The 12844-nt window shown below is 37.8% G+C and carries 9 protein-coding genes; 6 read left to right on the top strand and 3 right to left on the bottom strand.

Annotated elements, in window-relative coordinates; translation table 11 throughout:
* Positions 1 to 344: 344 nt before the first annotated feature.
* A complete protein-coding gene (locus tag DYI81_RS04080) occupies positions 345 to 2561 on the bottom strand; it encodes a TonB-dependent siderophore receptor (RefSeq protein ID WP_117006787.1) in 2217 nt (738 codons plus the stop codon).
* Positions 2562 to 2824: 263 nt separating this feature from the next.
* Here DYI81_RS04080 and tig point away from each other — a divergent pair, with 263 nt between their 5' ends.
* The 4 genes from tig (at position 2825) to DYI81_RS04060 (ending at position 7226) form a co-directional block, all read left to right on the top strand.
* Positions 2825 to 4156 (top strand): trigger factor, encoded by a 1332-nt coding sequence (gene tig, locus DYI81_RS04075; protein WP_117006786.1) that lies wholly within the window; start codon positions 2825 to 2827, stop codon positions 4154 to 4156.
* Positions 4157 to 4349: 193 nt separating this feature from the next.
* The gene (clpP, locus tag DYI81_RS04070; protein WP_067666729.1) at positions 4350 to 4955 is read left to right on the top strand and encodes an ATP-dependent Clp endopeptidase proteolytic subunit ClpP; all 606 of its coding nucleotides are present in this window, start codon (positions 4350 to 4352) and stop codon (positions 4953 to 4955) included.
* Between the two features lie 29 nt (positions 4956 to 4984).
* Positions 4985 to 6295: an ATP-dependent protease ATP-binding subunit ClpX gene (gene clpX, locus DYI81_RS04065; protein WP_117006785.1), complete on the top strand. Its 1311-nt coding sequence runs from the start codon at positions 4985 to 4987 to the stop codon at positions 6293 to 6295.
* A 214-nt stretch (positions 6296 to 6509) separates the two neighbouring features.
* A complete protein-coding gene (locus DYI81_RS04060) occupies positions 6510 to 7226 on the top strand; it encodes a DUF2846 domain-containing protein (RefSeq protein ID WP_117006784.1) in 717 nt (238 codons plus the stop codon).
* Between the two features lie 34 nt (positions 7227 to 7260).
* Here DYI81_RS04060 and DYI81_RS04055 read toward each other — a convergent pair whose 3' ends face one another.
* The gene (locus DYI81_RS04055; RefSeq protein ID WP_240627340.1) at positions 7261 to 7758 is read right to left on the bottom strand and encodes a DUF2059 domain-containing protein; all 498 of its coding nucleotides are present in this window, start codon (positions 7756 to 7758) and stop codon (positions 7261 to 7263) included.
* Positions 7759 to 7985: 227 nt separating this feature from the next.
* On the bottom strand, positions 7986 to 9512 hold the full coding sequence (locus DYI81_RS04050; protein WP_106985152.1) for a fumarate hydratase: 1527 nt from the start codon (positions 9510 to 9512) through the stop codon (positions 7986 to 7988).
* 515 nt (positions 9513 to 10027) lie between these two features.
* Between DYI81_RS04050 and DYI81_RS04045 the strand changes: the two genes are divergently transcribed.
* On the top strand, positions 10028 to 10639 hold the full coding sequence (locus tag DYI81_RS04045) for a class I SAM-dependent methyltransferase (protein ID WP_117006783.1): 612 nt from the start codon (positions 10028 to 10030) through the stop codon (positions 10637 to 10639).
* A 246-nt stretch (positions 10640 to 10885) separates the two neighbouring features.
* Positions 10886 to 12835: an acyltransferase family protein gene (locus DYI81_RS04040; RefSeq protein WP_117006782.1), complete on the top strand. Its 1950-nt coding sequence runs from the start codon at positions 10886 to 10888 to the stop codon at positions 12833 to 12835.
* Positions 12836 to 12844 lie beyond the last annotated feature (9 nt).

Here is a 12844-nt window from a genome sequence, read left to right as displayed (position 1 = left end):
ACCCTGAAAATATAGTTGTGAATTAGTTTGCGAATAATAATAATTCTTATTTGTTTTTACTTGTCTTTGCTATTGTTTTTGACAATAGATTAGTAATATATAATCTATATATAAGATGAAATAGTGTAACAATATGTAAACAATCCACTGATTTTAATAGATATTGATTATTTAGATTAAAAAACAAACTATTTATTGAAATTAATTATGAATGATTTCCAGTACTATCTTCATACAAAAGAAGAAGTCCGGAAAGTATTGAACAATATAAGATTTGAGATGTGGTGTGGAAAAAGGATGCTCAACCTAAAATGAGCATCCTTTTGTGTGCTTAGTACAAATTTTTAAAAACGATATGTACCTTTTACAGAGAATGAACGGCCTGGTGCGACTGTTGAGAAAACGCCAACGTGAGACGCATCATAAATACGTTCATTAGTAATATTGTTAACATTCAATTGCAAACCAAATTCAGGCATAAGTTGATAACTCGCAAAGGCATCTAAACGTAAGTGATCGGGTAGGTAGTAGTCGTTACTATCATCAACGAAGCGTTTACCCATGTAGGTTGCACCGCCACCGACAGTGAATTTGTCCATCACTTGGTACGTGGTCCACAAATTTGCATTGTGTTTAGCAATGAATTTTAACTGGTTGCCATTAGATGGGTTAGTTACATAGTTAGGTGCAGCACTTGTTCCTGCATTCACATAACCACCATCTAATAGCTCACTATCTAAATAGCTATAACCTGCGGAAATATCCCAACGCGGTGTAAGTTTGCCTGTTGCACTCAATTCAATACCACGAACACGGTTTTCACCATCAATGGTGACGATGCCCTGTGGGTCTGTTGATCGTGCATTGGTTTTACGCGTTTCAAATAGCGCAGCGTTTAAGCCTAAACGTTGATTAAACAGCTCCCATTTTGTACCAATTTCAATACTGCGACTTTTTTCAGGATCAATATTGTCTGCTAAACGGTTACCACTTGAGACACCATCTGCACCGCCAGCTTGACCTAAGTTATCACCACTTGGATTCAGTGATGTTGCATAGTTCGCATATAAACGACCATTTGGTGTAATTTTGAAAATTGAACCAACTTGATAGCTCACTAAATTGTCTGAAACAGTATCTTTAAAGTTAGTCGATTCATAATCATCAAAACGGATACCAAGATTTAAGTCCAATTTATCATTGAGACCAATAGTATCTGTGACGTAAACACCTAAGTTTTTAATTTCACCAGCTTTTGCATGGTCACCATAAGCAATGTTGAAATTAGGATGTGCTGGATTGGTTGGATTATAGAAATCAGTCACCTCACGACCTGCACCAGTGACGGTCATGGTCTTATTGCCAATACGCTCTTTGCTGTAATCCACTCCTGTGACCAAATTATGTTTAATCGCCCCAGTATTGAATTCGCCTTGTAAATTGATTTGTGCACTATTGACATGACTGGTACGGTAAGACGTACGATCATTACGCTCATACGTTAAACCATTGGATTCAGTTTCACATGCTGTACCACTGCTGGCTGCACAGCCAAAACTTAAACGCGTAAAGAAATAATCTTGGATCGTTTCTAAATCACGAGCAACAAAATTGAGTTTAAATTTTTCATTGAAATCATGTTGGAGACTTAAGTCGAAACTTTCAGATGTATAGTTTCTAAAGTCGATGTCTGGTCGGCCAAAGTTAGTTTCAAATGGCATCGTTTCAATTGGGGTCTTACGATCTGGATTTTTAGCATTGCTAAATGGTAAACCCATATCTGGGGTATCGTTAAACTCTAAACGACTGTAGCCAGCGGTGACGCGTGTAGGGGTATTCAAGCCAAATGTAATGGTGGGTGCAATGCCCCAACGGTCAACATCGACGCCATTACGGCGTGCGACTTCGCCTTGATCGAGCATGGCATTCAAACGAACTGCAATATGATCACTTAACACCACATTATTGTCAGTGGTAAAGCGATATTTGGTTTGGCCTTTACCTGAATTTTGATATTCCGACGTCACTTCAGATTCAGTACGATCTTTAGGTTTTTTAGTAATGAGGTTAATGGTGCCGCCTGTCGAACCACGACCTGAATACACAGAACCTGGCCCTTTAGTCACCTCGACAGCTTCGAGATTAAAAGCCTCGTGTGAACCACGGGCAAAATCACGCATACCATCAATTAAAATGTCAGTACTCGCCTCATAGCCACGAATAAATGGACGGTCGCCCATAGGCGTACCACCTTCGCCAGCACCTAAAGTGACACCAGGGGTTGTGCGTAGAATATCTTGTAAAGACGTTGCGCCACGTTCATCAATCTCTTTTTTAGAAATAATATTGATCGTACGTGCAGTATCTAATAAAGGCGTCGTTATTTTGGTATTACTGGATTCTTTAATGTAATAGCTATCTTGTTGCTCAGTAACAACAGTGATCTTATCCATCTGTTGCACATTTTTATCATCACTAGCAAAAGCTAGGGGGGATGAAATGCTAATAAGTGAAGCGGCTGCTAAGTGTGCACGCTTTTTATGGTTTTTAATATGTCCCATGGTAAAAATCCGCTAAATAAAATAAAAAAACAATCAGTTAAGAAGTTGCACGCTAATAATAATGAGAAAGCTTATCATTTGCAATAATAAATTAAAAAATAACCAATTTAAAATGTAATTTCTAGATTCTATGTAAACTGAAAGTTCATCCTTCATGTTGATATGTATGGTGTTATAATCCGCTTTTGTATATCTTGAAATGTTGTCATATAATGTGGCACTTTTTTAAAAACTGTTTTTACTAACAAAATATCGAGGAAGCCATGCAAGTAACTTCTGAAGCGGTTTCGGGCGTTGCCCGTCGTTTAAATGTATCTGTACCGACGAGCCGTATTAACGAGCAATTTGAAGCTCGCTTGAAACGCACTGCCAAAACTGTGAAGATCAACGGCTTCCGTCAAGGTAAAGTGCCTGTAAACGTTGTTCGTCGTGAATATGGCGCGGGCATTTACCAAGAAGTAGTGAACGACATTATTCGTGACACTGTGTTTGAAGCAATTCAACAAGAAAAAATCAACGCTGTTGGCATGCCGAACATCGAAAAATCTGAACTTAAAGATGGTGCTTTAGTTTATGAAGCAACTGTAGAAGTTTACCCAGAAGTTGAAGTTAAATTTGACGGTTTAGCTGTTGAACGTAAAGCAACTGAAGTAAATGACAAAGACGTTGAGAAGATGATTGAAAATCTTCAAAAACAACGTGCAGCTTGGGCTGAAACAAAAGGCATGGCTAAAAAAGACATGCAAGTAACTTTTGATTTCGAAGGTTCAGTTGATGGCGAAAAATTTGAAGGCGGTTCTGCAGAAGACTTTAAACTTGTTTTAGGTTCTGGTCGCATGATTCCTGGCTTCGAAGACGGCATCGTTGGTATGAAGAAAGGCGAAGAAAAAGTTATCGATGTAACTTTCCCTGCTGACTACCAAGCTGAAAACTTAGCGGGTAAAGCTGCACAATTCAAAATCACTGTTAAGCTTGTTGAAAAACAAAAGCTTCCAGAAATTGATGCTGAATTCCTTAAAATCTTCGGTCTAACTGAAGAAGAAGGCGTTGAAAAACTTAAAGCTGACGTTCGTAAAAACATGGAACGTGAAGTGAAAAACGGTCTTCGCAACCAAGTGAAAGGTGCAACTTTTGATGCCCTTGTAGCTGCGAACGAAGTTGAGCTTCCAGAAGCAATGTTGACTCAAGAAATTGATCGTCAACGTCAACAAATGATCCAACAATTCACTCAACAGTTTGGTGCTCAAGGTGCGAAAGCATTTGACTCAAGCATGCTACCAGATGAATTGTTCAAAGAACAAGCTGAAAAAGCAGTTAAACTTGGCGTATTGGTAAGCAAAGTTTTAGCTGAAGCTAAAATCGAAGTTGATGCTGCACGTGTAGATGCATACATCGAAGACATGGCTTCTTCTTACGAAGATCCTAAAGAAGTGATTGAATACTTCAACAACGACAAGCAACAGCGCGCTCAAATCGAAGCTGTTATTCTTGAAGATCAAGTTGTAGATCACATCTTAGCGTCTGCTAAAGTAACAGATACAAAAGTAAGCTATGAAGACTTATTGAAAGAGCAACAAGCTCGTCAACAAGGCTAATTCTTAGCTAAATAAAAAAAGGCGCTTAGAGCGCCTTTTTTTATCGCCAAATCGCAATGGAATATGTCCTAAATTCACAATGCTTATGCAAAAAATATCTGTTATTTAATTGGGAAACTTTTGCATTTTCGAAAAATATCCCTCATATTGTGAATATGGGTCAACTCAGAAAAATTCAGGAATAAATAAACGTATGTATGTTCCAACAATTGAAAACGCACTTGTGCCAATGGTGGTTGAACAGTCATCACGCGGCGAACGTTCTTTCGATATTTACTCGCGCCTTTTGCGCGAACGCGTCATCTTTTTAACAGGTGAAGTGGAAGATAACATGGCGAACTTAATCGTTGCGCAAATGTTGTTTTTAGAAGCTGAAAACCCAGATAAAGATATCCATTTGTATATCAACTCACCGGGCGGTTCAGTGACTGCTGGTATGGCGATTTACGACACAATGCAGTTTATTAAACCAGACGTGGTGACTTACTGTATGGGTCAAGCGGCATCGATGGGTGCGTTCTTACTGAATGCTGGTGCCAAAGGTAAGCGCTATTGCCTTGAAAATGCACGTGTGATGATTCACCAACCACTTGGTGGTTTCCGTGGTCAAGCATCTGATATTGAGATTCATGCGCGTGAAATTCTGTTTATTAAAGAACGTTTGAATCGTTTAATGGCTGAACACAGTGGCCAAGACTACGAGCGTTTAGCAAAAGATACTGACCGTGATAACTTTATGACTGCACAGCAGGCAAAAGAATATGGTCTTGTGGACGAAGTTTTATCTAAACGTCCATAAAATTTAAAGATTTTTATATTGGAGTGAATATGTCCGAACATCCTCAAGGACAAAAGCATTGTTCATTTTGCGGTAAAACGCAGTCTGAAGTTGGGAAACTGATTGCAGGCGAGGACGCATATATCTGTAATGAATGTGTGGACGTATGCTTAGACTTAGTACAAACCAGTCAACAAGTTGATTCGAGTGATTGGGCTTCTAAGCCATTACCAAAACCGCATGAGATCCGTGCTGCCTTAGACCAATATGTGATTGGTCAAGATGTTGCGAAAAAGACGTTGTCTGTAGCGGTATATAACCATTACAAACGTTTGAAAGTTTCGACCAGCGGTAAAAAGCCTGAAGATGGTGTTGAGCTTTCAAAAAGTAACATCATGCTCGTTGGTCCAACAGGTTCTGGTAAGACTTTACTTGCTCAAACGCTTGCACGTTTGTTAGATGTTCCATTTGCAATGGCAGATGCAACAACACTAACTGAAGCAGGCTATGTGGGTGAAGACGTAGAGAATATTGTTCAAAAGCTTTTGCAAAAAGCGGACTACGATGTAGAAAAAGCCCAAAAAGGCATTATCTATATTGATGAAATTGACAAAATTACTCGTAAATCAGAAAACCCGTCGATTACACGTGACGTGTCTGGTGAAGGTGTACAGCAAGCCTTGCTGAAAATGATTGAAGGTACAGTTGCGTCAATTCCACCTCAAGGTGGTCGCAAGCATCCACAGCAAGAATTTATTCAAATTGATACTTCGAATATTCTCTTCATTTGTGGTGGTGCATTCTCTGGTTTAGAGAAAATTGTACAACAGCGCCAAGAAAAAGGTGGTATTGGTTTTACCGCTGAAGTGCGTAAGAAAGACGAATCTAAAAAGCTTTCTGACTTGTTCCGTCAAGTTGAAGCAACTGACTTGGTTAAATTTGGTTTGATTCCTGAATTTATCGGTCGTTTGCCAGTGATTGCTACTTTAGATGAGTTGGATGAAGAAGCATTGATGCAAATTTTGACAGAACCTAAAAATGCATTAACACGTCAGTATCAATATTTATTTGATATGGAAAATGTTGATTTAGTATTTGAAGATTCAGCATTACGCGCTGTGGCTAAAAAAGCATTAGACCGTAATACGGGTGCACGTGGTTTACGTTCTATTTTAGAAAATTCACTACTTGAAACCATGTATGACTTGCCAAGTCGCACAGATGTTGGCACGGTTGTGGTTAATGAAGCTGTAATTAATGGTGAAGAGAAACCTGAGTTTAAAGCTGAACGTCAGCCAAAAACTCAAGAAGAAGTAACACCAAAAGCAGACTTGAAAGTGATTGATTCAAAATCTGCTTAATCAACTGTTGGCCGAATAGGCTTGAAATTTAAAGCCTGCTATTCGTCAGAAACGTGTGGAAAACGCTGTTTTTCACACGTTTTTTATTTAAAAAATAAAAACTGAATGTTACTCTCAGATGATTGGCGCGGATGCCTAAACATCATAATTTTAAAAGTCGAAGTTTTAAAAGAAAGTTAGCCGACAATAAGAAAAAACGCAGTGAGGGATGATCATGCGTGTTGTATATATCACCATATTAAGTAGTTTGGCGTTGCTGGGCTGTCATGGAAAATCAAGTGTTGAACAACAACCAGCGTTAAGCTCAACCTTAAAATCCGTCAATCCAGAGCAAGCACCTGGCATTATGGAACAATACCGTCTTGGTATGTTTACCATTGGTGGTTGGGTGAACCAAAAACAAGGCCGTCATTTTCAGACTGTAGAGCCACAGCATTCTCAAGCAGCAATTGTGTATTTATACCGGCCAGACAGTAAATGGAATCGGCAAGAAATTGTTGCGAGTAGTTTATTTCTCAATAGTGAACGTATCCCGAGTCTATTAAACAATCACTATTATTGGGTGGAATTGCCAGCAGGAAACTATCGATTATCAACCAGTCGACCATTGGGGGTAAATCACTTTCAAAAACCCAAGTACCTCGACTTTACGGTAGAAGCAGGGCAATCATATTTTATTAAATATGATGAAGAAAACATGGCGACACGTCGTTCGGTTAGTGGTGCTTTAATGTTAATGCCGGATCAAACAGGGCGCAGTGAAATTGCATTTACTGAAAGAAAATCGTCAAGTTATAACTTTGTGGCACAAGATGAACAACGAGGCAAAGTTCGACACAGTGCTCAAAAATTAAAAGCAGAAAAGTATGATCCTAAAACAGATGTTCAGTTGGTGAAGCCATTCAAATTATGGAATCCACTGACCTGGTAAGGTGCAGTGGATTGCTTTGGACTGTGCTGAGCAGTTAGCTTTTGGTTTTTAAAAGCAGGGGCTGAATGAGGCTAGCCAATTGCTCATTAAATTTTTGCATTTGTAAGGGTTGGTTCAGAATTTCGTTACTAATCGCTAAGGTTTCTTGCAGAATATTATTGGTCATGACACTGCTTTTGCGGTTAATCGATTGTCCCATTGGTGTGCTAAGAAACTGAATATAAGCTTGTGCTTCTTCTTCTGTATAGGTTTGTTGGAAGTTCTTGCGAATCATGTGTAAAAATTTAGGATTGCTAATAATTGCTTCATTGGTCTTTTGTAGCAATAAACTGATTTTTTGAGCGACATGTTTTTGCTCACTCGAAAGCTCAAGCACACCTAAATTATTTTTCAAAATATCTTCGGCTTGTGCATCAAACATTGGGCGCATATTCTGATTGGACTGAGCAATCATTCCAGTAAAATTAGAAAGTTCGATTAAATGATCTAAGGTTTTTTCTTGAACGGGTTGAGCCATTAAGGCAGAACTCATCAATACACTCGTGCTGAGAAGCAGAGCACGATAGATCGAGGGTTTTATCTTAAATTTCCATCGCATCTTATTCATCTTCCGGCTTATATTTTTATCTGCATTATCTTTTATTAAGCTAAAAAGCATAACAGGTCTTAAATACAGCACAAAGGATTTGGCGATATAAGGCAATAAAAACAGCAGACCCAAAAAAGCACCCTGTAGGGTGCTTTTTTTACTGGGCAAAATTATTTTGCAGCAGCGTCAACTACTGGAATTTTACCAATTTTAGCTTGCCAGATTTTTGGTGCAGTTGCGTGTACAGAAGTACCATTTACGTCAACTGCTACAGATACAGGCATATCTTTAACGACAAATTTGTAGATTGCTTCCATACCAAGGTCTGCGAAAGCAACAACTTCAGCTTCACGAATGGCTTTCGATACTAAGTATGCAGCGCCGCCCACAGCCATTAAGTAAGTTGCTTTATTGTCTTTAATTGCTTCAACAGCAGCAGGACCACGATCAGCTTTACCAATCATACCGAACATGCCAGTTGCTTCAAGCACTTGACGTGTGAACTTGTCCATACGCGTTGCAGTTGTTGGACCTGCAGGGCCAACCACTTCGTCACCAACTGGATCAACTGGGCCTACGTAGTAGATAAACTTGCCTTTAAGATCTACAGGAAGCTCTTCACCGTTGTTTAGCATGTCAACCATACGTTTGTGCGCAGCGTCACGACCTGTATAGATGGTACCGTTAAGCAGAAGCGTGTCGCCTGGCTGCCAAGCGTTCATTTCTTCTTGCGTGATGTTGTCTAGATCTACACGTTTAGACGTTGAAGAATCCCAAGTCACTTCTGGGTAATCTTCAAGTTTAGGCGCCATGATATGTGCAATACCAGAACCATCAAGCGTGAAGTGTGCATGACGAGTTGCAGCACAGTTCGGAATCATACCGACTGGTTTGCCTGCAGCGTGACATGGATAATCTTTAATTTTGATGTCGAGTACAGTTGTTAAACCGCCAAGACCTTGAGCACCAATACCAAGCGCATTTACTTTTTCGAAGATTTCGATACGAAGTTCTTCAAGTTTGCTTTGTGGACCGCGACGAAGTAATTCGTCCATGTCGAGTTCTTCCATTAATGCTTCTTTTGCAAGCATCATGGCTTTTTCTGCAGTACCACCAATACCAATACCCAACATACCAGGAGGACACCAGCCTGCACCCATAGTTGGAACAGTTTTAAGAACCCAATCAACGATTGAGTCAGATGGGTTAAGCATTGCAAGTTTAGATTTGTTTTCTGAACCGCCACCCTTAGCTGCCACAGTAATATCTACTTTGTTACCAGGAACAAGTTTGTGATAGATCACAGCAGGGGTGTTGTCTTTGGTATTCTTACGACCAAATGCAGGGTCTGCAAGTACAGAAGCACGAAGTACGTTAGAATTTTCTAGGTAACCTTGGCGTACACCTTCGTTAATCGCATCATCTAAGCTCATCGTTAAATCAAATTTAACGTCCATGCCCACTTCAACGAATACGTTAACAATACCTGTATCTTGGCAGATCGGGCGATGACCTTCTGCACACATACGAGAGTTAATTAAGATTTGAGCGATCGCATCTTTTGCTGCTTTGTTTTCTTCACGGTCATACGCACGGCTCATCGCTTGGATGAAGTCTTGTGGGTGATAGTAAGAAATGAACTGAAGCGCATCTTTAACCGATGTGATCAAGTCATCTTGCTTGATAATAGTTGTCATACAAAAATCTCTTGAGCGGGCTGATAGCTAGCGGGCTAAATTATAAGGCAAAAAACTCAAGCTGTGGGTGTTTTGTCTGTGCTTTGGGCGAAAGTTTAATATCTGTACAGGCTTTGGTTTTTTGTAGGTTATTTTCAGCATCAGTTTGAAATATTTAGCTGTCATATTACAGAGAATTTTTGACTTAAATTTAAAATTAAATATTTAAGTTATTGTTTTTATTATTAAAAAATATTATTAAAATTATGACAGCTTTGTCATATAACTGTCATAAAACTTTCGCATAATAAACTCAACATAAATCACAGGTCATAAAGATGACAGTTACAAGTGTTTTGATGGTTGTAGGCTTCTCAATTTATATCGCCGCAACGTGGATGTACGGACAGAAAGAAGATCAAGTTTAAAACTTCATCTTCTTTTTTTATGTCTGCAATTTTGTATTTTATTCTAAAAATAAATTTTTCTGTTCTCGATTTCTTTATACTGATTTAAAAATCCTCTTGGCATTCGTGATGACGAATCAGATGCATCTTGCCCGAAATATTATTGATATTTATAACAAACATGGTCGTGCTTGGACTGCATTGCGTGGTGAATATTTATATGAAAAACAGTGGTTGGATGCTTTTTTAGCCTTATTGCTACAGCAAGCTGAAATTTTAGATTTGGGTTGTGGTTCGGGTCGGCCGATTGCGCATTATTTGATTCAGCAAGGCCATACTATAACTGGCATAGATGCTTCAATTGTGATGATAGACATGGCGCAGCGCAATTTCCCGAATCAAAATTGGCATGTAGCAGATATACGTACTGTAGAGCTGAATCAACAATTTCAAGGCATTTTGGCATGGGATAGTTTCTTTCATTTAACACCAGATGATCAGCGTCAAATGTTTGCGCAATTTTCAAAATTTTCAGCCAAAGGCGCGGTGCTCATGTTTACAAGTGGCCCAGCAGAAGGTGAGGCGATTGGGGATATGTTTGGCGATGCTTTGTATCATGCCAGTTTATCGCAGCAGGAATATCGGACTTTATTGTCTGCGCATGGTTTTGACGTACTCAAGATGATTACTGAAGATGCGGATTGTGCTGGACATACGGTGTGGCTGGCGCAAAAATTATGATGAAGTCATGCTAAATAGTCGTGTGAAACAATGAGTGAATGTTGAGTGTGGAATATGAAGGCTTGCATCCAAAAGCCCAATTAGCAGGAGTTGGGTTTTTGGATAGTGGTTAAAAGAATGATTTTTATAGAATGAAGAAAGAGCATTTTGTATAGCGCGTATTATGTTAATTTTAGAAAAAATTAAGATTACTTTTAAAAATTAAAAGCTTAAAATCTCTCCTAATAATTTTGGGGCTACATGTAAATGCATAATAAAAACTTTCGATATGATATAAATGGATTAAGAGCATATGCTGTCATCCTAGTAGTTCTCTTTCATTTTGGTATTACAGGATTTGCAGTAGGATTTATCGGTGTTGATATTTTCTTTGTAATATCTGGTTTTTTAATGACTAGTATTGTTATTAAAGGCTTAGAAAGAGGAAATTTTTCACTTTTAAACTTCTATTTAGCTCGTGGGATACGTATTGTTCCAGCACTTTTTGTAGTAAGCACAATCATACTTATCTTAGGATGGTTCTTTTTACTTCCAGCAGATTATAAGGCTTTAGCTAAACACACTCTGTCCAGTATCAACTTTTTTTCAAATATTGTTTATTGGAGAGAATCGGGTTATTTTGATACTGACTCACACAATAAAGCGTTACTTCATACTTGGTCTCTATCTGTTGAATGGCAGTTTTATTTAGTATTTCCAATAATTGTATCCTTAATTTATAAAATTAAAAGATCTAGACGATTTATGTTGTCTTTTCTAATTTTGGGAACAATTCTTTCATTTATACTTTCCGTTATAATTACTGCAAAGAATCCTTCAGCTGGTTTCTTCCTGTTACCAACTCGAGCTTGGGAAATGCTACTTGGAGGATTAATTTTTTTTATTCCAAAAGAAAAAGTCCAATGTAAAAAGTCATTAGAAATCATTGGTTTTTTAATAATAGGTATTAGTTGTTATATCTTTTCGACGAATACTTTATGGCCTAGCTACAATGCTATTTTACCAGCTCTAGGTGCTTTCCTTATTCTCTTAGCACATCAACAGAACTCGATTTTTACAAAAGGGTCTATTTTTCAATGGCTGGGGAATAACTCTTATTCAATCTATTTATGGCACTGGCCAATTGTATTTTTCTTACATTATTTTTATAAAAATGATGATTATGTATTTATCATTTTAGGAATTATGTCATCAATTATTCTAGGATGGATCTCATATACTTATATTGAGAATCCAATTCGTAAAAATCTTTCGAATCTTTCAAGACTTAAAGCATATATTGTTTGGTTTTTAAGCATTGCAGTCCTTAGCTTTATTTGTATTTTAATTTTTAAATATGATGGTGTTAAAAATAGATTCTCTAATGAAATTAATAATATTATTAACTATACTAATGACATCAATCCAAGAAGGGATGAATGTCTTGGAAAACAAGATGACTCTCAAGTAAAAAAATGTACTTATGGAAATGGTCCATTGTCTCTGATAGTAGTTGGAGACAGCCATGCAAGTGCAATGTTAAATGGTGTTATTAGCTCTTTACCAAATAACACATCTTTGATCTCATTTACTATTAGCGGTTGCCCTACCGTTAAAAATTTAAAAAAGACTAATATGCCTGAATACTCCTGTGGTGAAAGAGTTAAAGATATTATCAATGATGTGAAAGCTAATTATTCTACAGATATTCCAATTCTTGTCATTAACAGAGCTAATGCTATTTTTAAAGGCGAACCAGAAAATGATAAAAGTGATCAGCCTATTCGATATATAAATAGCCCATCTCTTGAATTTAATGAGGACTATTATGTCCAAATGAGAAATGCTTATATTGATACATTAAAAGACCTCGCTACATCTCATAAGGTGTATATCACAAGGCCAACTCCTGAAGCTAAAAAAGAAATTTCCAACCTCACAGCTAAGATCCTTAGGTATCAGTTACCAACTAAAGATTTAACTATTACCTGGAAAGAGTATTACGAAAGAAGTAAACAGACTTGGAACGCTCAAGATATGGCTGCACAGTCCAGCAAAAATATTCAAATTATTGATTTATCCAAAGAGTTTTGTGATAAAAAAACATGCTACTTTACCCAAAATAATTTACCTTTATTTTATGATGATGATCATATGAGTTGGACTGCATCTCTAAAATTGACTCATATATTTAAGAAAGAAATTTTCGGTAATTAACTGCAAAAT

Origin of the sequence: Acinetobacter sp. SWAC5 (assembly GCF_003419885.1) — a bacterium.
Classification (GTDB): Bacteria; Pseudomonadota; Gammaproteobacteria; order Pseudomonadales; family Moraxellaceae; genus Acinetobacter; species Acinetobacter cumulans.
The sequence above is the reverse complement of the archived record's forward strand: the minus strand, read 5'-3'. Positions and strand labels throughout refer to the sequence as shown.